This is a genomic window from Streptomyces sp. S.PNR 29, from assembly GCF_030386795.1.
GTDB lineage: Bacteria > Actinomycetota > Actinomycetes > Streptomycetales > Streptomycetaceae > Streptomyces.
The window spans coordinates 1-22631 of the sequence record NZ_JANUQM010000022.1 but is presented as its reverse complement, the minus strand read 5'-3'; the positions used below and the strand labels follow the sequence as shown (position 1 = coordinate 22631).

Genomic DNA, 22631 nt, shown 5'->3' with positions numbered 1-22631 from the left:
CGGCCCCGGCGCGGCACCCCCTCTGCCACGCCGGGGCACGCGCGCTGGTGCCGGGCCTCTTCGCGACCGCCTTCGCCGGGCAGACCGTCGCGGCGCTCCTGCCGCATGTGCCGCTGCTGCTCGCCGCGACCGCCGGTTCCCTGGCCGCCGAGGCGGTGCTGCACCGGTGGCAGCGCGGCATGGTGCCGCTGTTCGCCAAGTCCCACGCGGACCTCACCGTGCGGCACGTCCTGCGTGACCTGCTGCTCGTGGTCGGGCTGCTGCGGCTCGGCGAGCAGGACCGGGAGACGGCGTACGCGCCGCTCGTGGCCGGCCTGCTCGCCTTCTACGCGCTGCACTGCGTGATCCAGGCGGCCTCCCTCCTGGTCCGCCGCACCCGCACCCTGCCGGTGGTGACCCGGAACATCGACGCCTCAGCGCTCCGCCTCACCCCGGCCCCGCCCGCACTGCTGCGCCGCCCCGGCCCCCGGCTGCTGGTGTTCGGCATGCCGGCGACGGCCGGGCTGCTGGCGACGGCGGTGAGCGACGCACCGCGGTACGGCGCCCTCGGCCTCGCCCTCTCCCTCGGGCTGGGTCTCACCGGCCTCGGCGCACTGCTGCTGAGGCTGCTGCCCGGCCGCCGCCCCGCGGGCGAGCAGGAGGTGCTGGACTGGTTCGACGCGTGGCTGGCCGCGTACCGGCCCACCGTCGGCCTGTACTTCTCCGGCGGCGCCTCCTCGGCGTACCAGGCGAACATGTGGCTGGAGCCCCTCGCCCAGCTGGACGGGCGGCCGGTCATCGTGCTGCGCGAGCGGTTCATGGTGCAGAAGATCGCGGCGACCGACATCCCGATCATCTGCCTGCCGAAGGTGTCCACGCTGATGCGCCTGGAGCACTCCACGCTCCAGGTCCTCATCCACCCCTCGAACTCCGGCAAGACCTCCCAGGTCCTGCGCATCCCCACGATCAAGCACACCTTCGTCAACCACGGGGAGAGCGACAAGCTGTCCTCCTGCAACCCGTACGCGAAGGCCTACGACGAGGTGTGGGTGGCCGGACCGGCGGCGCGCGAGCGGTACGCGCTGGCCGAGGTCGGCGTCGAGGACAAGGACGTCGTGGAGATCGGCCGCCCGCAGCTGGACTCCGTACGACCGTACGCGGGCCCGCCCACCGGCCCGTACGCCACGGTTCTGTACGCGCCGACCTGGGAGGGCTGGGACGGCAACCCCGGCAACACCTCGGTGATCGCGGCCGGTGAGAACCTCGTACGGGCCCTGCTCGCCGACCCCGGCGTCCGGCTGCTGTACAAGCCGCATCCGCTGACGGGGTCGGTGGACCCGCGGGCGGGAGCGGCCGACCTGCGCATCCGGGAGCTGATCCGGGCGGCGAACCGGGAGCGGACGGGGCCGCGTCCGGACCCCTCCGCGGCGGCCGAACTCGCCGTGCGCACACGGGAGCTGGACCGGCTCACCATCGCCGACTTCCGGGCCGGTGCCGACCAGGTCGAGCGGATGCTGCTGCAGTCGACGCCCGAGCCCGGGCGGGCCGAGGCGGTGGCGCGGGCGACGGAAGCCTGGGAGGAGGCGTACTGGGCCTCGCTGCCGGAGTGGGAGCACCAGGTCGTCACGGACGCCCGGCCCGCGCTGTACGCCTGCTTCAACAAGGCGGATCTGCTGATCAGTGACGTGTCGAGCGTGATCAGCGACTTCCTGGCGAGCGAGAAGCCGTACGCGGTGGCGAACACCAGCGGCCTGCCGGAGCCCGCGTTCCGTGCGGCGTTCCCGACGGTCGCGGCGGCGACGGTGCTGTCACCGGACGCGGCCGGGGTGCCGGCTCTGCTGGACGCGGTCCGCCACCCGGAGAAGGACGACCTCGCCGAGGCCCGCGCCGAGCTGAAGCTGCGCCTGCTGGGGCCGGCGGAGCCGCCGTCCACGGTCCGCTTCGCCGAAGCGGTCCGCGCCCTGTGCCGGGCGGCGCAGGATCACCAGGCCCGGGCGGCCATGCGGTTGCGGTCGGAGATCCCGGCGCAGCGGGAGGGGGAGCCGAGGGCTGCCGTATCCGAAAGGTGAGGTGACGCTTACGCGGCAGCGGCACGCCCGCCCGGCGCGGCCCCGCGGGAGTTCATCATCCGCCGGGCCTTGCGCACCGCCCGCCGCAGGAAGGATTCGGCACCGCCTTCCCGGTATCCCGGGAAGGCACGAGCCTCCCGCGGCCCGGCGAGGTAGACGGCGTCGGGTATCCCCGCCTCGGCGTCGCGGAAGTGCGGGTAGGCGAGGTAGAGGCGGCGGCCGTTCTTCTCCAGGAGGGCGGCCGCCTGCTTCTTGGCCTTGACGAACTCCACGACGTCCTTCAGGAGGTCGGGGCGCTGCTCGGCCACCAGGTGCAGACGGAGCCGCTCGTTGACCTTCAGGCGGCGGGCGACGCCTGCGGTCCAGTAGGCGTCCATCAGCGGCTTCGCCAGTTCGAGCTTGTGCCGCCGGACCTTCTCGCTGTCCTTGAGGTACCTGGGGCCGAACTGCGGCAGCAGCGTGACGGTGAAGGGGCGGACCATGAGCAGGTCGCGTCGGTCCCCGGCCGGTACGTGCTCGGCGATCAGCTGCATCAGGGCCCGCGCCGAGTCGAAGCGCAGGGTGTAGTTCCCGCTCTTCGTCACGTGCTTGCCGTCGTCGCGGCCCACCAGGTAATAGCAGGTGTAGTCGGCGACCACGGAGACGCCGTTCGCCCGCAGATACGCCTCCATCGTGAACAGCGCGTCCTCACCGGTGAACAACGACTCGTCGAAGTGCATGCCATGACGGGTCAGCAGTTCGCGGCGGAAGAGCTTCTGGGCGCTGAGCGTGAACTTGATGTTGGAGGAGAAGACGTCGGTGCGCTCCACCGTGCTGCCCCACATCGACTTGGGCGCGGAGCGGTTGACGCCCTCGACCCTGCCGAGGACGACGTCGGTGCCGGCGCGGTCGGCCATCGCGACCATCCGCTCCAGCGCCTGAGGGCCCAGCCGGTCGTCGGCGTCGAGGAAGAAGACGTACCGCCCGGCGGCCTTCCCCAGGCCGACGTTGCGGGGCCCGCTGGGGCCGCCGGAGTTCTCCTGCCGGATCACGGTCACCGGCATGGGCGCGCGCTCGGCGAACTGCTCCAGGTACTCCCCCGTGCCGTCCGTCGAGCCGTCGTCGACCGCGATGACCTCGATGCGCTCCGGGTCGATGGTCTGCGCCTCGACCGATGCCAGGCACTCGACCAGGTACGGCATTGCTTCGTACGCCCCGATGATCACCGTCACATCAGGCTGCGTCACGATCACTCTTCCCCCTAGTCACGGTACATTTCCCCCGTATCCCCTCATTCGCTACTCAGGTAGACGGGTGTCCATGGGAAGCGGTTGCCTCAAACATGTGATTTGGTGACCCACCTCACACGGGAAACCGACAGGTCCCGTCGGAGGCGGCATCGACAAGAGCACCCGTGAATACGGCGAGGGCGCGAAAAGGGCTCGGTCCCCGAGGAACGTTCCTCGGGGACCGAGCCCTTTTCGCGGGTGGGGCGGGGTGTCAGCCCGCGGACACGCCGTCCGTGTCGCCGGCCGCCGACGTGCGCTGCCCGGGCAGCGCGTCCGCCAGCTCGACGTCCGGGCCGCCGGCGGTGATCCGGGACTCCTGGCCGAGGTTGCGCGTCTCGGCCTTCAGCGCGAGGTTCGCGACCGCGCTGTTGAACTGCTCGATGGAGGGCGGCTCGTCCGGGCCGAGCAGGTACCGCTTCAGCTCCTTGCGGTCCTCGGCCAGCGGGTCCGCGGCGGGGTCACGGACCGCGGCGAGCAGCTCGCCCAGCTCGGCCGCGCTGTTGGTGAGGATCACCGCGGCGCGCACCGCCGTGTTCTGCCGCTTGAACTCCTCGGCGCCCAGCTCCGCGGAGTCCGTGACCGCGTACGGCTTGCCGCTCGCGATGAAGTCGGAGACGACGCTGGAGATGTCGGAGACCATCGCGTCGGAGACGTTGAAGCAGTCGTACAGACGCGGTTCGGCGCCCGTGATGACCCGGTGCTCCCAGGTCGGGAAGGCACGCCAGTAGGCGTCGTTCCACTCGGCGCGCAGCCGGGCGATCTCCTCGTGCTTCTTTGCGTCGACCAGGCCGTCGCGGGTCGCCTCGGCCTCGTCGCGGCCCTTGTCGCCGGTGCCGACGAGCTGGGCGATCCGCGCCTCGATACGGGCCAGCTCGGCCTTGGCCTGCTGCTCGGCGGCGGTGTCGGCCTGGAACCGGGAGTCGGCGGCGCGCTCGGCGGTGGCCTGCCTGACGAGGGCGGTGATCCGCTGGTGGGCGGCCTTGGCGTCCTTGCTGCGGGTGCCGGTGAAGGGGTGCGGCTTGTACAGGACACGGACCGGCGGGTCGGCCGTGACCAGCTTCCGCACGATGTTCTCGCCGGCGAGCAGGATCGAGGTGTTGCCGGGGTTGTCGTCCCAGCCCTCCCAGGTCGGGGCGTACAGGACCGTGGGGATACGGCCCTCGGGCACGCCCTGCCAGGGCTGGATCGGCGCCAGCTGCGGGCGGCCGACTTCCACGATGTCGTCGTCGCGGACGCCGACGTCGGCGATGGCGTAGCGGTCGCGGCCCGCACGGCCCGCGGTCCACACCTCGTCGTACACCTTGCTGAACGGGTTGACGCTGGCGAGCTTGTCGCTGTCGCCGTGGCCGATGAAGACGTGCTTCATGGTCGGCACCCGCAGCATGTGGATGTTCTTGCCGACGTTCGCCGCGTACAGCGCGACGCGCACGGTGGACAGGTCCATGTTCATCAGGTGCACCCCTCCGGGCACGCAGATGACGGGGACCGTGGTGGGCGCCAGGTTGTTCAGGATGGCCCGCTCACGCAGGATGATCAGCGGCTTGGAGTCCAGCTTCTCCATGGTGTCCAGCCACATGTTGACCTGGTACGCGGAGTCCTTGGACCCGGAGAAGTACAGCACCGTCTCCGGCCGGTACTCGCCCAGCCAGTCGTCGATGGCGGCCAGGACCTTCTCCGCGTTCGGCGGGATCTTCCGGCCGCGGACGTACGGCATGAGGGCCAGCACGTAACTGCAGCCCAGGACCACCGTGACGCCGATGCCGACGAAGCCGGGCAGCGAGGACTTCACGGCCGCGGCGACCAGGATGCCGATGACCGCCGCGAGGTCGAGGTGCAGCATCTTCTCGGCGGAGCGGTGCAGCAGCCGGCGCGGCGGGGCGTCCGGGATGCGGATGCGCGAGGCGAGGTCGACGTTGCGGGTGGCGACCGGCATACGGCGGCGGTTGCGGATCAGGGTGACCAGCGCGCCGTGCGGGGCCTGCAGGCCGTAGAAGGCGATGAAGCAGGCGATGGCGCCGTAGTAGATCAGGTTGTCCGCGAGGGAGAGGCGGGCCAGTAGCAGGATCAGCAGCAGCTGACGGATCAGGAACCGGATCGACAGGCCGGCCCGCACCTTGCTGAGGCGGTTGATCAGGTAGCTGCCCTTGCGGTGCAGATAGTGGTCCGCCAGGTACGTCACGGCGGCCGCGGCCGCGAAGGCAGGGACGCTCGGGACGAGCGCGGCCAGCATGAGCGCCGGGAAGCCCAGCATCATGAGGGCCGCCGCGGCCAGCTGGGCCGCGCTGCCCACCCGGGCGACGCGAATAGCGGTGGATATCACGGAAAACCTGCTCGTTGGAGGGGAAGTGCCGGTTTGGTGCTGCTCTGCTGCGGGTTTGTGAAAATTTTCCGACGGATGGATTCAGGCCTCTGCGAACACTCATCGACTCTTGCCGAACGAGCGATCACAGAGGCCTGAATTACAGAAGACGGAAGTCTGAATACCGCCGATTATTACATGCCGCCCTGACGGTCCAGCACCGAGGCCAGCGCCTGCTCGAAGCCGGAGGCCTTGCCGGCGGCGGCCGTCGGGTCCTGCTGACGGACGTCGATGACATGGCCGGTCAGCTCGGACAGCAGCACGTCGAGCGAGGTGCGGGCCACGGCCTCGGAGGACAGCAGGCTGCCCGCGGGCTCCTGGCCGAAGGCCTTGGTGCGCATCGGGGTGGCGGTGCGCTCGGGGTTGATGCAGTTGACGCGGACGCCGTCTCCGGCCCACTCGTCGGACAGGGCCTGGGTGAGGTTCACCATGGCGGCCTTGGTGGAGGAGTAGAGGCTGTACTCGGCGCGGCCGCGGGTGTAGCTGCTGGAGGTGTACAGCAGCAGCTGGCCCTTGGTCTCGGCCAGGTACTTGTAGGAGGAGCGCGCGATCTGCACCGGGGCCAGGTAGTTGACCTTCAGCGCCTCCTCGATGGTGGCGTTGTCGGTCTCGGCCAGCTTCCCTATGCGCAGCACGCCCGCGGTGTTGACGACGTAGTCGATGCGCCCGGTCTCGGCGTAGGCCTTGGACAGGGCGTCGTCGACCTCCTCCGGGTTCTCGACGTGGGTGCCGGTGGTGGAGCGGCCCAGCGCGTACACCTTGGCGCCGTAGGACTCGGCGAGCTCGGAGATGTCCTTGCCGATGCCGTAGGAGCCGCCGAAGACGACGACCGTCTTGCCGGTGAGCAGCTCGCGGTAGGCCTCCTCGCCGTTCTGCTCGGGCGCGGCGGTGGAGGCGAGCTGGAACAGCTTGTCGGCGATGAAGACGTCGACGGGCTGGGTGACCTTCATGTTGTACTCGTCGCCCGCGACGACGTGGATCGGCACGTCCGGCAGGTACTTGAGCACGACGGAGCAGTCGTCGGTGGCCTGGAAGTTGGGGTCGCCGGCCGCGACCTCGTAGGCCCGCTTGATCGTGGACAGCTTGAAGGCCTGCGGGGTCTGGCCGCGGCGCAGGCGGGAGCGGTCCGGGATCTCGGTGATGAACTCGCCGTCCTCGCCGTGGGTGCGGGTCACGATGATGGTGTCCGCGGACGGGATGGCGACGTCGACGGCCTGGTAGCGCTCCAGCGCGGCCACGCAGTCGTCGATGACGCGCTGCGACAGCAGGGGGCGCACGGCGTCGTGGAACAGGACGTTGAGGTCCTCGCCCTCGGCCAGCCCCTCGCCCAGGGCGGCGATGGCGCGCTCGGTGGTCTCGTTCCGGGTGGAGCCACCCTCGATGACCTTCTTGACCTTCTGGAACCCGGCCTTGGCGACGATCTTCTCGATGTCGGGGACGTAGCCCGGCGCCATCAGGACGATGATGTCGTCGATGGAGTCGGCCTTCTCGAAGGTGGTCAGGGTGTGCTCGATGACTGCCTTGCCGGCGATCTTCAGCAACTGCTTGGGGATCGACAGACCCACGCGCTGACCGGTGCCACCGGCCAGGATCACTGCGGTGGTACGGGGCTTGGCTATGTGCTGGGACACAGGTGACCTACCTTGGGGCGACAGGGAACTTGGAAATGGTCCCACTTGTGGTTACCGCAGTGCAAGGTGAGCGCCCTCCGCCGCATATGTGCGCGCAACCTGTCATTCACCTTGCACCCCTGGTGATTCGTGAGACTGTTCCGTCGAGGCTCCACAGCCGTGGAATTGCTGTGAGTAACTCCACAACCGGGCTCAGCGCCACCCGAGTCGCCGGAGGCAGCGGTGACCGAGCACCTTGACGAGTTCCCTCGACGGCGTCTTGTGAACGGTACGCGATCCGGCGGGAACGGCGGCCGCGGCCAGCGCTCCGTACAAGGCGTGTGCGGCAACTTCGGGACTGATACGCACCTCTCCCCGAGGGGATGATTCCGTCATAACGGACAGCAGTCGGAGGTCGCCGAGGACACGCACCCCCATCCCGCGCATCCTCCCGGCCATCTCGGCTCCGATCGCGGCGGCGGCCTCGGCGGCCCACATGGGAGTACCGATCTTCACGTCGCGGGGCGACGGAGGGCACGCGTTCTTCATATGCGGCACCGCGCCGTTGCGGACGAGCCTGGAATACAGCTCCTCCGGCAGGTCATTGCCGCGGAATTGCTGATTAAGATTCCGCAGCATTTCGGTCTCGGCGAGGGTAAGGGAGCGATTCGCGGTGTCGGGGACGGGCCGCAGGAGATTTCCGGGCAGCCCGAGGAGCGCCTCGAAGGTGCGCATCAGGCCGTCCCGGTCGCGGTCGTCGACCACCACGACGGTGAGGCGCTCGGGGCCGACCGCCCGCATCCACCGCTCGACCAGCCGGTCGTGCCGGTGGCGGCGCCAGAAGCTCGGGGTGGGCTTCTCGTACGGGGCCTTGCGGAGCATGTGCTCCAGCCACTCCTCGTAGCCCATGCGCAGTCCGTTCTGCACGTACTGCTGCCACTGGGAGGGCATGATCTTCGCCAGCGGGCGCAGCGTCACCAGGACGTGCACGCGGTCGCCGCCGATCTGCTCCACGATCCGCGCGGCGGTCGCCTCGTCCCCGGCGTCGGCGAAGAACTCGCTGCTGACGACCGAGGTGCGCTCCCCGGTCGCCCCCACCTGCTCCAGCAGCCGTGTCCAGTGCCGGCCGGTGGGCACGGGGTCGCCCATCATCGGGGGCCGGGCGCAGGCGGCGAGGGCGGCTTCCATGGGGTGCCTGCTGTGCGCCGGGAACTCCACGCCGTACGCGGGCATCGCCTCCTTCGCCGCGAAGAGCGCGCCCTGGACGGCGGTGGTGCCCGTCTTGTGCGGGCCGATGTGCAGCAGGCGGGTGCCGGCGGGCAGCGGGGCGATCGCGCCGTTCACCGGAAGGTCATGACTCGTACAGTCCGTCTCCATGGTCAGAGGACGGTAAGAGGAGTCCCTGAGGACGACCTGAGAGGAGCCTGGGACAGGGATGAGTCCCAGGCTCCTGTGATCCAGGGAGTGATCTGGGGAGTGATTTGGGGAGTCAGACGACGTGGACGCCGGGCCGGCCCGACTCCACCCGCAGCCGGGCCAGGGTGCTGGGGGTCGCCGACGGCTGCCGCACGGTGTCCACGATCCGCACCTGCGCGTCGATACCGTCGCGGCGGATGTCGAAGAGGTGGTAGCCGCGGTGGGCGTCGAGCAGCTTCCAGTGCGGGTTGTCCGGCAGCCGCGGGTCCCACTCCTTGTGGAAGGCCGCCTGGTCCTGGTCGCCGTTGCTGGAGATGGAGGTGCCGACGAACTCGGCGCCGACGACCGCGGAGTCGGGGTCGGCGAAGTCCTCCTTGAGGTCGCTGATCATCGTCAGGTGACGGTCACCGGTGAGCACGACCGGGTTGCGGACCTGCTTGAACTCCTCCAGGAACTGGTTGCGTTCGACCTGGTAGCCGTCCCAGGCGTCGTAGTACCAGAGCTTGCCCTCACCGACCTGCAGATCGGTCTCGGCCATCATGATCTGGGAGGCGATCAGGTTCCAGCGGGCGGGCGAGTCCCGCAGCCCGCCGAGCAGCCACTGCTTCTGCTCGGCGCCGAGCATCGTCAGCTTCGGGTCCTGGGCGCCCGCCTGGCTGGTGGCCTGGTCGCTGCGGAACTGCCGGGTGTCGAGGACGTTGAGCCGGGCCAGACGGCCGAACTCCAGGCGGCGGTACATCCGGATGTGCGGGCCGTTCGGGATCGCGGTGGCGCGGACCGGCATGTGCTCGTAGTACGCCTGGTAGGCCGCGGTCAGCCGGGCCACGAACGCGTCGTGCGACTGCTTGTCCGGGTCCTGCGGGATCTCGCCGGCGAAGTCGTTGTCCACCTCGTGGTCGTCGAAGGTGACGACGAAGGGCGCGTTCGCGTGCATCGCGGCCAGGTCCGGGTCGGTGCGGTACTGGGCGTACCGGTTGCGGTACTGCACCAGCGAGTACGGCTCCCCGGTGCCCTCGTGACGGCGCAGGGCCGTCGCCGACGGCGTGGACTCGTAGATGTAGTCGCCGACGAACAGCACGACGTCCGGGTCCTGGTCGAGCATGTCGGCGTACGGCGTGAAGTAACCGTGCTGCCAGTTCTGGCAGGAGGCGAGCGTGACGCGCAGGGAGCCGACGGAGCTGTACGGGCCGGGCGCGGTGCGGGTGCGGCCGACGCGGGAGATCTGCCCGCCGGTGCGGAAGCGGTACCAGTACGTGCGGTCCGGGCGCAGCCCGCGTACGTCCACGTGGACGCTGTGCCCGTACGCGGGCTGGGCCTGGGCGGTGCCGCGGCGGACGACCTTTCTGAACCGGGCGTCCTCGGCGACCTGCCACTCCACGGGCACCGCCTGGTCGGGCATGCCCCCGCCGTTCAGCGGGTCGGGGGCGAGCCGCGTCCACAGCACGACCCCGTCGGGCAGCGGGTCACCGGAGGCGACGCCGAGGCTGAAGACACCGTCCGGCAGTGGAGTCTGAGCGGCCCGGGCCGAGGTCGGCAGCCACAGCTGGGCGGAGGCCGCGGCGCCGAGCACGGCGGCGCCGGCGGTCAGAAAGCGGCGTCGGTCGGGCGAAACTGCTCCGGTCATCGGCGAACTCCCCTGCATCGCTGGCCTCATGGACACTGGGAAGCTCGCCTTCGGGTCGGTCCGCCCGCTGAACACCGGGGTTCGCGTGCATGACAAACAGGGGGACAACAGGAGACCCGCTGCGGCACGGGAACATACCGTTGCCGCAGCAGGTCTGACGGGTGATCAGTAGGCGAAGCCCGAGCCGAGCCTCGCGTTCGCGGCGACGGTGCCGAGAGTGCCGGCGCCGAAGGTGAACGAGCCCGTGGGGGTGATCCCGGAGGCCGTGGAGCGCAGCACCCACACCGAACCGGCGCCCGCGTTCTCCCCCGGTGCGCCGACGACGAGTTCGGCGCGGCCGTCGCCGTTGCCGTCGAGGAGGCGGGTGGCGCGGCCGAACTGGTCCCGGTTCTCCGCCGTGCCCGGAACGCCTTCGGTGTTCTGGCTGAACACCGTGGCGCCGGTGCCGGTCAGGCCGCCCGCGCCGCCGCGCAGGACGACGACGGCGCCCGTGCCGTCCACGCCGTCGAAGTCCTCGCCGGGCACACCGGCCGAGACGTCGGCGTAGCCGTCGCCGTCGACATCGGCGACCGAGACGTCGGCACCGAAGTCGTCGTCCAGCTCGGCCGCGCCCGGAACCCCGGGGCTGTCCTGGTTGAGGTACGTCGCCTTCTCGGCGGCGGGCCCGTTCGCGCCACCGGGGATGTAGGCGACCCGGCCACCCTTGGGGATCGGGGTGAGCAGGTCGCTGTCGTGGCCGTCGTGGCGGCCCACGACGATGTCGTCGTAGCCGTCCGCGTCGACGTCACCGAGGTCGAGTGACTCGCCGCCCTGGAGCCGGTCGCCGTCGGTGTCGGTGAGCCAGACACCCTGGGCGAGCCCGTCCGGGGTGCCCTTCCAGTACGTGATGCGGCGGGCGTCGTACTCGTCGCCGTCGTTCATGGTCCCGACGACGTCGTCGATGCCGTCGCCGTTCACGTCACCGGTGGCCAGGTCCAGGAAGCGGGGGTCGGAGTCGTCGAGGACGGTCTGCTCCCCGCCGTTCGTGACGCCGTCCCGCCCGAAGGGGCCCTTGACGACCCGCAGCTTCCAGTAGTTCTCCACGGCCACCAGATCCGTCGCGCCGTCACCGTCGACATCGCCGACGGTGAGGGAGCCGTGGCTGCCGAGCCCGCCGTACGCGCCCTCGACGCTCCGGCCGGTGACCAGCGAGGAGCCCCCCGAGAGCCCCTGCGGACCACCCCAGACGGCCTGGACGGAGCCGGAGTTGGTGCCCCCGGACGCCGTGTCCTCGCCGCCCACGCCGACGACCAGGTCCGTGTACCCGTCCCGGTCGAGGTCGGCGGTGGTGAGCTCGCTGCCGAACCGGTCGTCCGTCTCGGCGGCGCCCGGCACCCCCGCGGTGTTCTGGCTGAACACCTGCTTCGTGGAGGTCTTCAGCCCGTCGGCCGAGCCGTACACCACCGCGACGTATCCGGCGTTCGTCTTTCCGTCGACCGTCGCCTGGGGCGCGGCGACCGCGAGGTCGGCGTAGCCGTCGCCGTTGAAGTCGTCGCGCAGCTCGACGCTGTTCTTCTCGGCCACCGCGTGACCGGCGGGAAGGGCGACCGCTCCGGCGACCGCCATGACGACGGCGAGCCCGGTGCGCCACGTCCGTCCGTACTTGCTCATCTCTGTTTTCTCCTGTCGTGTGCGTACAAGGACGTGACCGGGCTTCAGTCCGCCAGCGAGGCCCCGAACCGGGCCCCGGTCGCGGGCAGCCCCATCGTGGCCGAGCCGAACGAGAAGGAACCGCTCGCGGTGATGCCGCCGGACGCCGCGGAGAAGGCCCAGACGGAACCGTTGTTCGCGTTCTCCCCCGGGTCGCCCACGACCAGCCCCTCCCTGTTGTCGGCGTCCGCGTCGACCAGGGCGGTCTGCGCGCCGAACCGGTCCGCCTTCTCGGCGGTGCCGGGTACCCCGCTGGTGTTCTGGCTGAACGACTTGGCGCCGGTGCCGGTCAGACCGTTCGCGCTGCCGCGCAGCACGAGGACGCTGCCCGCGTCGGTGATGCCGTCGAAGTCCTCACCGGGCAGGCCGGTCGCCACGTCGACGTAGCCGTCGCCGTCGGTGTCGCCGATCGACAGGCCCGAGCCCATGCCGTCGCCGCGCTCGCCCGCCCCCGGCACTCCCGCGGTGTCCTGGTTGATCCACACCGGCTTGCGGGTGGTGGAGACGCCGTCGGGTCCACCGTAGACGACGCCCAACGCGCCGCCCTTCGTGGGCAGTTCCACGTCGCTGTCGTAGCTGTCGTCGGAGTGGCCGACGACGATGTCGCCGTAACCGTCCTTGTTCAGGTCGCCGATCGCGACGTCCTCGCCGCCGACAACGCGACCCTGGGCGTCCCGGAGGCCGCCCTTGGAGGTGAGGCCGCTCGCACCGCCCGTGAGCAGGACGACTGCGCGTGAGTCGGACTCCTCGGTGCTGCTGATCCGCACGGCGAGGTCCGCTGTGCCGTCGCCGTTGACGTCGCCGGCCGTGAAGGAGTTGACGTTCGTGAGCCCGTCGGGGTCCACGGAGAAGTAGTCCTTCTTCGCGGCCTGACCGGTACGGGTGAACGGGCCGTGCCGCACCGTGCCGTCCCCGTTGTCCGTGCCGGGCTCCTCCAGCCAGTTGTCGGCACCCGCCGTCACGAGGTCCGGGTGCTTGTCGCCGTCGACGTCCGCGACGGTGAACTGACCGCTCCACTCGTACTGCGGAGCCCAGGTGAGTCCGTCGCCGTGGCCGAAAGCCCCTGGGGGCCGCCCCAGTTGACGACGACGGCGTAACCGCTGTCGACGTCCATCATGTAGGCCGAGACGGACGACAGCAGGTCCGCGTACCCGTCCCCGTCGAGGTCCGCGCTCTGCAGGTTCGTGCCGTACCCGCCCGAGGCGCTGCCTTCCGCGTCCGGGGAGGCCGGCCATTGGAGCACCTGCTTGCGGGAGGTCGACAGGCCGCTCGCGGAGCCGTACAGCACGCTGACCGCGCCGGCCTTCGGCACGCCGTTCACCGTGGTGCCGGGCGCGCCGATGGCCAGGTCGGGGTAGCCGTCGCCGTTGAAGTCGTCGTGCAGGCGCTTGGGGCTGGGGGCGGTCGTCGCGGCGGGGGTGACGGCATGGGCGGCGGGGACCGCCAGTGCGCCGGCGAGCAGGGCGATGCCGGTGGCGATGGCCAGTCGTCCGCCGCGGGAGGGGCGGTGGAGGCGTGAAGGCATGGAAGTCCTGACGTAGTTCTGCATCGGGTGATCAGCGGGCGATGCGGGAGCCGAGGCCGGCCCGGTCCGCGACGGTGCCGAGGGTGCCCGCGCCGAAACTGACCGAGCCGGTGGCGGTGGGGCCGGTGCCGGGGTTGGGGAAGGCCCACAGGGACCCGGCGCCGAGGTTCTCGCCGGGTGAGCCGACGATCAGCTCGGCGCGGCCGTCACGGTTGGTGTCGATCAGCGCGGTCCTGGCGCCGAAGAAGTCGTTCCGCTCGGCGGTGCCGGGGACGTTCGCCGTGTCCTGGTTGAAGGCCACGGCACCGGCGCCGGTCAGACCGGTCCCGCTGCCGCGGAGCACGGTCACCTGGCCGGCCGCGTACTCCTCGCCGAGGCCCTCGGTGAAGGCGCCCGTGGCCACGTCCGCGTAGCCGTCGCCGTTGACGTCCCCGACCGAGATGCCGCCGCCGAAGGAGTCGCCCCACTCGGTGGCGCCCGGAACCCCGGGGCTGTCCTGGGTGATCATGGCCTCGCGGGAGGTGTCGGGTCCGGCGGCGGAGCCGTACACGACGCCGATCTGACCGCCGATCAGCAGGTCCTCGTCGACGATGTCGTGGTTGAGGGAACGGCCGATGACGAGGTCGCCGTAGCCGTCCTGGTCCACGTCGCCGATGCCGAGGCTCTCGCCGCCGCGCAGGTCGGTGCCGTCCTCGTTCTTCAACGTGACGGGGGCACTCAGGCCCTGCCCGGTGCCGCGCAGGTACAGCACGCGGCGGTGGTACTGGTCCGGGTTGGAGTAGTCGTCATCGGTGCTGTCGATGTTCAGCGCCACCAGGTCGGTGATCCCGTCGCCGTCGACGTCGCCCGCGGCGAGCGTGTTCGTCGCGTAGTCGACGGTGTCGACCCGCAGGGGGGCGGCGCTCGCGGCGCCCGTCGTCCGGTCGAAGGGGCCGGTCAGAAGGCTGCTGGGGGTGGCGAGGTCGAGGTGGCCGTCGCCGTCGAAGTCGCCGATCGCACTCTGGGCGCCGGCCAGGGCACCGGTGGCCACGGCGGTAGCGCCGGACAGCCCCTGCGGTCCGCCCCAGACGACGGCCAGGGACCCGGTGCCGGCTACACCGGCGACCTCCTCACCGGAGGCCCCGACGACCAGGTCCGCGTAGCCGTCGCCGTTCATGTCACCGGCGGCGAGGCTGTCGCCGTAGCGGTCGTCGGCCTCGGCGGTGCCGGGGATGCCGGCCGTGTTCTGGCTGATGACCTGCCGGTGTGTGAGGTTCAGGCCGTTCGCTGAGCCGTACACGACGGCCACGTATCCGGCGCGCGCCTGGCCGTCGACCTTGGCGCCGGGGGCGGCGAAGGCGACGTCCTGGTAGCCGTCGCCGTTGAAGTCGTCGTGGAGCTCGGTCGCGGCCGACCGGGACTCGGCCGCGTGCGCGGTCACCGGGGCGATGACGGCTCCGATGACGGCGACCGCCGCCGCGAGTCCGATGCCCCGACCGATCCTGCGCTTGCTCATGCTGCTCCTGTCGTTGTCATAAGAGGTGGGGGGTGAGGGGGAGGGATCAGCGCGGGAACGAGGCGCCGAGCCGGGCTCCCTCGGGCGGGGCCATGCCGAGGGCACGGGGGCCGAAGGCGAAGGAACCCTTGGCCGTGACGCCGTCGGAACCGGACCGGAACACCCACACGGCACCGGCGACCGCGTCCTCCTCGGTCGCCGCCACGACCGGCTCCGCCCGGCCGTCGCCGTTGCCGTCGACGAGGTGGACGTTGCCGCCGAAGAGGTCCCCGTTCTCGGCGGTGCCGGGCACATCGGCGCTGTTCTGGCTGAGCACCTTGGTGCCGGCGCCGGTCGGCCCGTCCGGCCCGCCCGGTACGACGGCGAAGGTGCCGGCGTCCTGCAGCCCCCCGAAGTCCTCGTGGGGAATGCCGGCGAGCACGTCCCCGTACCCGTCGCCGTCGACGTCCCCGACCGAGAGCGCGGAACCGAAGTCGTCGGTGCCCTCCTGCACGCCCGGCACGCCGGGGGTGTCCTGGGTGATCACCTGGGGTGTCGCGGCGGCCGGGCCGTTCGGGGTGCCGTAGACGATCCTCAGGGCGTAACCGCCCATGACGAGGTCCGCCCGGCGGTCGCCGTTGAGGTCGCCGAGGGCGAGCGTGGCGTTCTGCGGGTCGAGGTGTTCGCCCTGCGCGTCCTTCAGGATGACGGGCGGCCGCAGACCGTCGCGGCTGCCGCGGACGTAGTTGAGGTAGTAGCCGTACTCGTGATCGTCGTCCCAGTCGTACGAGCGGGACATCGTGACCAGGTCGGTGATGCCGTCGCCGTCGGCGTCCCCGGCCACCGTGGCGAGCTGGTACATGTCGCCGTCGACGAGCGGCGCGCCGCTCTGGGTGGAGGCGGGCACGCCGTCGCGCCCGAAAGGCCCGAACCGCACGGGCCCGCCCCCGGGGCCGACCAGGTCCTGATGGCCGTCGCCGTTGAAGTCACCGGCGACGATCTGGCCGGCCTGCCAGGAACCGCTGCCGACGGCGGGCAGCACCTTGCCGGAAGCGAAACCGCCGGGCCCGCCCCACAGCACCGTGTGGTTGCCGTGCCGCGCGTTGCCGTCCTGCACCCACTCCTCGCCGGAGGCCTCGACGACCAGATCGGTGAACCCGTCCCCGTCCAGGTCGGCCTCGGTGAGCCGGGACCCGAAGTGGTCGTACGCCTCAGGGGTGCCGGGAACGCCGGTGGAGGCCTGGCTGTACACCTTCCTGGAACCGGCGCTCAGCCCGCTCGCATCCCCGTACAGCACGGCGACATATCCGGCCTGGTGCCGGCCGTCCACATCGCCGTCGGGCGCGGCGACGGCCAGATCCTCGTACCCGTCACCGTCGAAGTCCTGTCGCAACGTCACCGAGGGCGCGGCGTGGGCGGACGCGGCGGGCAGCGTGGCGGCGGCGCCGACCGCGGCGAGCACGGCGGTCGCGACGACCACGGCACGGCGTGTTCTCGGCAGAGCGGGCTGGGACACGTCGACTCCGGTAGTCCAGGGGGCAGTTGACCGCGGAGAGCAACAAGATCCTCATCCGCGCTGCCCAGTACGACTCCCGGAACAACGGCTTGGTTGCCCTGACATACGTCATGACTTCACCGGCCGTTAACGCCGGCCGGCGCAGCCGCGGGGCGCGCAGGCCTCACGTCACGCCGGCGACAGCCCTTCGTCCACCACAGGCGTCAGAACGGCTCGAACCCGTCGAACTCCCGCTCGGCCTCGTCCCGCTCGGCCTGCCGGTCCCGCCGCCGCTGCGCCGCAGGCCTCGGCGCCTCGAACCGATGGTCCTCACCGCGCCGCCCCAGCATCTCCGCCCCGGCCATCACCGACGGCTCCCAGTCGAAGACGACCGCGTTCTCCTCGGGCCCGATGGCAACGCCGTCGCCCGCCCGGGCCCCCGCCTTCATCAGCTCCTCCTCGACACCGAGCCGGCCCAGCCGATCCGCGAGGTACCCGACCGCCTCGTCGTTGTTGAAGTCGGTCTGCCGCACCCACCGCTCGGGCTTCTCCCCCCGCACCCGGAACAGCGGCTCGCCGCCGACTTCCTCACGCGTCACCGTGAAGCCGGCGTCGTCCACGGCCTTGGGCCGGATCACGATCCGCGTCGACTCCTCCTTGGGCTTCGCCGCCCGCGCCCTGGCCACCAGCTCCGCGAGCGCGTACGACAGTTCCTTCAGCCCGATGTGCGCCACCGCCGAGACCTCGAAGACGCGGTATCCCCGAGCCTGAAGATCCGGCCGCACCATCTCGGCGAGGTCCTTGCCGTCCGGTACGTCGATCTTGTTCAGGACGACGATCCGCGGCCGGTTGTCCAGCCCGCCGTACTGCCGCAGCTCCTCCTCGATGACGTCGAGGTCGGACACCGGGTCACGGTCGGACTCCAGGGTGGCGGTGTCCAGCACGTGCACCAGCACACTGCACCGCTCCACATGCCGCAGGAACTCCAGCCCCAGCCCCTTGCCCTGACTGGCCCCCGGAATCAGCCCGGGTACATCGGCGATCGTGTACACGGTCGACCCGGCGGTCACCACGCCCAGGTTCGGCACCAGCGTCGTGAACGGATAGTCCGCGATCTTCGGCTTCGCGGCGCTCAGCACCGAGATCAGCGACGACTTGCCCGCGCTCGGGTACCCGACCAGCGCCACGTCGGCGACCGTCTTCAGCTCCAGGACGATGTCCCGGACGTCCCCCGGCTCACCGAGCAGCGCGAAACCCGGCGCCTTGCGCCGCGCCGACGCCAGCGCCGCGTTGCCGAGTCCACCGCGACCGCCCTGCGCGGCGACGAACGACGTGCCGTGGCCGACGAGGTCGGCGAGCACGTTGCCCTGCCGGTCCAGGACCACCGTGCCGTCCGGCACCGGCAGCACCAGGTCCTGCCCGTCCTTGCCGAAGCGGTTGCCGCCCTCACCGGGCTTGCCGTTGGTGGCCTTGCGGTGCGGGGAGTGGTGGTAGTCGAGCAGGGTCGTCACGGACTGGTCGACGGTGAGGATCACGTCCCCGCCCCGGCCTCCGTTGCCCCCGTCCGGACCGCCCAGCGGCTTGAACTTCTCCCGGTGCACGGAGGCACAGCCGTGACCTCCGTTACCCGCGGCGACATGCAGCTCGACGCGGTCCACGAAGGTGGTCATGGTGGGTGCCTCCAGAAGTACGTACGAGATTTACTTGTTCAACGAGTGTCCAACAAGCGAAAGGCGGACCCGCCTTCCCGCACGGGAAGTGAGGTCCGCCTCGCGAAGCGTTCGGTCAGGCGACCGGAACGATGTTCACGACCTTGCGGCCACGCTGGGTGCCGAACTGCACCGCACCGGCCTGCAGCGCGAACAGCGTGTCGTCGCCGCCACGGCCGACGCCGGCGCCCGGGTGGAAGTGGGTGCCGCGCTGACGGACCAGGATCTCACCCGCGTTGACGACCTGACCGCCGAAGCGCTTCACGCCGAGCCGCTGAGCGTTCGAGTCGCGGCCGTTCCGGGTGGACGATGCGCCCTTCTTGTGTGCCATGTCTCCTCAGTCCCTTACTTCGCAGCCGTGGGGATCTCAGTGACCTTGATCGCCGTGTACTGCTGGCGGTGGCCCTGACGACGGCGGTAGCCGGTCTTGTTCTTGTAGCGCAGAATGTCGATCTTCTGGCCCTTGTGGTGGTCCACGACCTCGGCCTGGACCTTGATGCCGGCCAGCACCCACGGGTCGCTGGTCACGGAGTCGCCGTCGACAACGAGCAGGGTCGAGAGCTCGACCGTGTCGCCGACCTTGGCGGTGGAAATCTTGTCAACCTCGACGATGTCGCCGACAGCAACCTTGTGCTGGCGACCACCGCTGCGCACGATGGCGTACACGCGGAACTCACTCTCTCGCTCGGGAAACGGCACCCCCGCAGGCCAGCCGTCCGGCACCGCGGACGGCCTCTCCCGGCCAACCCTGTGCCCGGGAGGAAGAGGTTTACGGGGATGTGGCGTGTCAGTGGACACGCCGACGGTCAAGGTTACGGGCCTGCGGCCGAGGGGGTCAAACCGGGCCCATCCGGTGTGCGACTGATCACGGCCGCGGTCCGGGGCGTACGCGGTGCCGCGTACGCCCCGGCGGACGGTCAGCCCTCGTCGGTGGAGGCCGTGACGGAGGACAGCGACTGCTGCGCCGCCGCGGTCTTCTTCGACGCGGTCTTCTTGGCGGACGTCTTGGCGGCCGTCTTGGTGGTCTTCGCCGCCTTCTTGGCCGTCGTCTTCTTGGCGGCCGTCTTCTTGGCCGCGGTCTTCTTGGTGGCGGCCTTCTTCGCCGTGGCCTTCTTCGCCGTCTTGCGGGCCGTCTTCTTGGCCGGAGCCGCCTCCTCGGCGGGCTCGGCGGCCTCGGCGGCACCCTCGGCGACCGGAGCCTCCTCAGCGGGAGCGTCCGCGGCCGACGGAACGACCACGACGGCCGCCTCCTCCGGGGCGGTCGGCGCGGTGGCCTTCCGCACGGCGCGGCGCCGCGGACGGGCCGGGGCGGCGCTCTCGGCGGACGGCTCGGCCTGCTCGGCGGGGACCTGCCCGGCCTGCTCCGCTGCCTCCGTGGACGCCGTGGCCGCGGTCTCCGGGACCGTCACCACGGCCGCCTCCGCCCCCGCGGGCGAACCGGCCGGCGCGGACACCTTGCGGGTCACCCGACGGCGCGTACGGCCCTTGGGCGCGGCCTCCTCGGCCGCCGGGGCCTCGGTCTCCGGAGTACCGACGACCGCGTCCTCGACGGCGGCGGGTTCGGCCAGCGCCTCGGCGGCCGGCTCCGGCTGCACCGGGCGCTCGGCCTCCTCCTCGGCGGTGACGTCCTGCGCCGTCGGGGCCTGGTCTGCCTTGGGCGCACCGGCCGGAGCCGAAGCCCGCCGGCTCCCCCGGCGCCGCGTCCGCCCGCGCCTGGCGGCGGCCTCCGCCTCGGCGACGCTGCTGTACAGCTCCTCGTCCGGCGCGAAGTCGGGCTCCGGAAGAGCGACCGGCTCGGCGACCTCGGCGGCGACCGCCTCGGCCTCCGCCTCCGCCTCCTGCTCCACGGTCACCGTCTCGGCGGGCTCGACGACGGCCACGGCCTCGTGCTCGTGCGGCTGCTCGGCGGCACCGGCACGCGCGCGCTTCTTGCGCTTGCCGCCGCCCCCGGTGGAGGCCGCCTGGTCCAGGTGGACGATGACACCGCGGCCGTTGCAGTGGACGCAGGTCTCGGAGAACGACTCCAGCAGCCCCTGGCCGACCCGCTTGCGGGTCATCTGCACGAGCCCCAGCGAGGTCACCTCGGCCACCTGGTGCTTCGTACGGTCGCGGCCCAGGCACTCCAGCAGGCGCCGCAGCACCAGGTCGCGGTTGGACTCCAGGACCATGTCGATGAAGTCGATGACGATGATGCCGCCGAGGTCGCGCAGCCGCAGCTGGCGCACGATCTCCTCGGCCGCCTCCAGGTTGTTCCTGGTGACCGTCTCCTCCAGGTTGCCGCCCTGGCCGGTGAACTTGCCGGTGTTGACGTCGATGACGACCATCGCCTCGGTCCGGTCGATCACCAGCGAGCCGCCGCTCGGCAGCCAGACCTTGCGGTCGAGGGCCTTGGCGAGCTGCTCGTCGATGCGGTAGGTGGCGAAGACGTCGACCTCGGAGGTCCACTTGGACAGCCGGTCGGCCAAGTCCGGCGCGACGTGCGAGACGTAGCCGTGGATGGTCTGCCAGGCGTCGTCACCGCTGACGATGACCTTGGAGAAGTCCTCGTTGAAGATGTCGCGCACGACCCGGACGGTCATGTCCGGCTCGCCGTACAGCAGCGTCGGGGCGTTGCCGTTCTTGGACTTCTTCTGGATGTCCTCCCACTGCGCCTGCAGCCGCTCGACGTCCCGGCGCAGCTCGTCCTCGCTCGCGCCCTCGGCGGCGGTGCGCACGATGACGCCCGCGTCCTCGGGGACGATCTTCTTGAGGATGGTCTTCAGCCGGGCCCGCTCGGTGTCGGGCAGCTTGCGGCTGATGCCGGTCATCGAGCCCTCGGGCACGTACACGAGGTAACGGCCCGGGAGGGAGACCTGGCTGGTCAGGCGGGCGCCCTTGTGCCCGATCGGGTCCTTGGTGACCTGCACGAGGACCGACTGGCCCGACTTCAGGGCGGACTCGATGCGGCGCGGGCCGTTGGCCATGCCCAGCGCCTCGAAGTTGACCTCACCGGCGTACAGGACGGCGTTGCGGCCCTTGCCGATGTCGATGAAGGCGGCCTCCATCGACGGCAGGACGTTCTGCACCTTGCCGAGGTAGACGTTGCCGACGTACGAGGTCGACTGCTCCTTGTTGACGTAGTGCTCGACGAGCACGCCGTCCTCCAGGACGCCGATCTGCGTACGGTCACCGTGCTGGCGGACGACCATCACGCGCTCGACGGCCTCGCGGCGGGCGAGGAACTCGGCCTCGGTGATGATCGGGACGCGCCGGCGTCCCTGCTCACGCCCTTCCCGGCGCCGCTGCTTCTTGGCCTCCAGGCGCGTGGAGCCCTTGATGGACTGCACCTCGTCGGACGGCTCGGCCCCCTTTTCCCGCAGGGAACGGGGCTCGCGGACCTTGACGACGGTGCGCTCGGGATCGTCGGCGGCGGGCTCGGCGTCGGCGGAGGTGTCACCGGCACGGCGACGGCGGCGGCGACGACGCCGGCTGGTGCTGCTGCCCGAGGCGGCCGCCTCCTGGTCCTCGGCGTCCTCCGCGTCCTCCTCCGCCTGCTCGGCGGTGTCCTCGGCGTCCTGGGCGGCCTGCTCGGCGGCGACCTGCTCGGCGTCGGCGTCGGTGGACTCGCCGGACTCGGCCTCGGCGGACTCGCCGCGGCGGCGGCGACGGCCACCCCGGCGGCGGCGACGGCGCGCGCCGGTCTCCTCGGCGTCCTCGGACTCGTCGTCGACCTGCTCGGCGCTGTCCTCCGCCTCGTCCTCGACGGCGCTCTCGGCGGCGGTCTCGGTTGCGGTCTCGGTGTCCCGGCCCTCGGCCTCCTCGCCGTAGCCGGATCCCCGGCGCCTGCGGCGGCGGCGCGACCCGGTGGGCTGCTCCTCCGAGAACTCCTCGGTCTCGTCGGTCTCCTCGGCCCCGGCCGCCTCGGCAGCCGCTTCGGCGGCGGCCCGCTCCGGGGTCTGGAACTTCGGCTCGGTGAACACGGGCGCCTGGAACAGGGCCACGGCGGGCCGCGCCGGACGCTGCGGAGCCTCCTCCTCGGCGGGCGCCGGGGCGGCGGGCTGCGCGGGTTCGGAGAACCCGATGGCGGCCTTACGGACCGCCCGACGGCGCGTACGGCGCGGAGCGGCGTCCTCCGCCGCTTCGGCGGCCGGTGCCGCGGGGGCGGGGACCTCGGCGGTGGCCGGGGCGGCCTCGGGCTGGGGGGCCTGCGTCTCCTCGGTGGCCTCCACCGGCTCACCGGCCGCCTCGGCGGGCGCGGCAACGCGTCGCGTGGCACGGCGCCGGCCCCGGCGCGGAGCGGCGTCCTCGTCCGCCTCGGCGCTCTCGGCGGCTGCGCGGGCGGCCTCGACATCGCCACCGGAGGCGGCCTCGACAGGTGCAGCGTCCTGGTCCGCCTCGGCGGGCTCCGGGGACCCCACCGGCGCGGACACCCGCC

Annotated in this window: 15 protein-coding genes; 1 reads left to right on the top strand and 14 read right to left on the bottom strand. The window is 71.5% G+C overall.

What is annotated here, in order from left to right:
- Positions 1-47: 47 nt before the first annotated feature.
- Positions 48-2048 carry a hypothetical protein gene (locus NW895_RS39305; protein ID WP_289942034.1) on the top strand — a complete coding sequence of 667 codons (2001 nt, stop codon included), beginning with the start codon at positions 48-50 and terminating at the stop codon, positions 2046-2048.
- Positions 2049-2056: 8 nt separating this feature from the next.
- On the opposite strand, the gene NW895_RS39300 is transcribed toward NW895_RS39305, so the two are convergent.
- From NW895_RS39300 to NW895_RS39235, 14 genes are all read right to left on the bottom strand, one after another.
- Complete coding sequence (locus NW895_RS39300; RefSeq protein WP_289941919.1) at positions 2057-3280, bottom strand: glycosyltransferase family 2 protein; 1224 nt, start codon at positions 3278-3280, stop codon at positions 2057-2059.
- Positions 3281-3527: 247 nt separating this feature from the next.
- On the bottom strand, positions 3528-5636 hold the full coding sequence (locus NW895_RS39295; protein WP_289941918.1) for a hypothetical protein: 2109 nt from the start codon (positions 5634-5636) through the stop codon (positions 3528-3530).
- Positions 5637-5809: 173 nt separating this feature from the next.
- Positions 5810-7306 carry a bifunctional cytidylyltransferase/SDR family oxidoreductase gene (locus tag NW895_RS39290; RefSeq protein ID WP_289941915.1) on the bottom strand — a complete coding sequence of 499 codons (1497 nt, stop codon included), beginning with the start codon at positions 7304-7306 and terminating at the stop codon, positions 5810-5812.
- A gap of 192 nt (positions 7307-7498) precedes the next feature.
- Positions 7499-8662 carry a hypothetical protein gene (locus tag NW895_RS39285; protein ID WP_289941914.1) on the bottom strand — a complete coding sequence of 388 codons (1164 nt, stop codon included), beginning with the start codon at positions 8660-8662 and terminating at the stop codon, positions 7499-7501.
- Positions 8663-8774: 112 nt separating this feature from the next.
- Entirely contained in the window at positions 8775-10325 is a 1551-nt protein-coding gene (locus NW895_RS39280; RefSeq protein ID WP_289941913.1) for an alkaline phosphatase D family protein, read from the bottom strand.
- A gap of 165 nt (positions 10326-10490) precedes the next feature.
- Positions 10491-11975 carry an FG-GAP-like repeat-containing protein gene (locus tag NW895_RS39275; protein WP_289941911.1) on the bottom strand — a complete coding sequence of 495 codons (1485 nt, stop codon included), beginning with the start codon at positions 11973-11975 and terminating at the stop codon, positions 10491-10493.
- 44 nt (positions 11976-12019) lie between these two features.
- Entirely contained in the window at positions 12020-12976 is a 957-nt protein-coding gene (locus tag NW895_RS39270; RefSeq protein WP_289941910.1) for a hypothetical protein, read from the bottom strand.
- A complete protein-coding gene (locus NW895_RS39265; protein WP_289941909.1) occupies positions 12973-13539 on the bottom strand; it encodes an integrin alpha in 567 nt (188 codons plus the stop codon). The genes NW895_RS39270 and NW895_RS39265 overlap by 4 nt, the downstream gene beginning before the upstream one ends.
- Before the next feature lie 31 nt (positions 13540-13570).
- Positions 13571-15034, bottom strand: coding sequence for an FG-GAP-like repeat-containing protein (locus NW895_RS39260; RefSeq protein WP_289941908.1), 1464 nt, complete (start codon positions 15032-15034; stop codon positions 13571-13573).
- Between the two features lie 46 nt (positions 15035-15080).
- Entirely contained in the window at positions 15081-16529 is a 1449-nt protein-coding gene (locus NW895_RS39255; protein WP_289941907.1) for a VCBS repeat-containing protein, read from the bottom strand.
- 203 nt (positions 16530-16732) lie between these two features.
- Positions 16733-18178, bottom strand: a complete 1446-nt coding sequence (gene obgE / locus NW895_RS39250; RefSeq protein WP_289941905.1) for a GTPase ObgE — start codon at positions 18176-18178, stop codon at positions 16733-16735.
- 115 nt (positions 18179-18293) lie between these two features.
- A complete protein-coding gene (gene rpmA, locus NW895_RS39245) occupies positions 18294-18548 on the bottom strand; it encodes a 50S ribosomal protein L27 (protein WP_289941903.1) in 255 nt (84 codons plus the stop codon).
- A gap of 14 nt (positions 18549-18562) precedes the next feature.
- Positions 18563-18883, bottom strand: a complete 321-nt coding sequence (gene rplU, locus NW895_RS39240) for a 50S ribosomal protein L21 (protein WP_004001309.1) — start codon at positions 18881-18883, stop codon at positions 18563-18565.
- A 251-nt stretch (positions 18884-19134) separates the two neighbouring features.
- Positions 19135-22631: Rne/Rng family ribonuclease (locus NW895_RS39235; protein WP_289941899.1), on the bottom strand; the 3497-nt coding region annotated here is incomplete at its 5' end.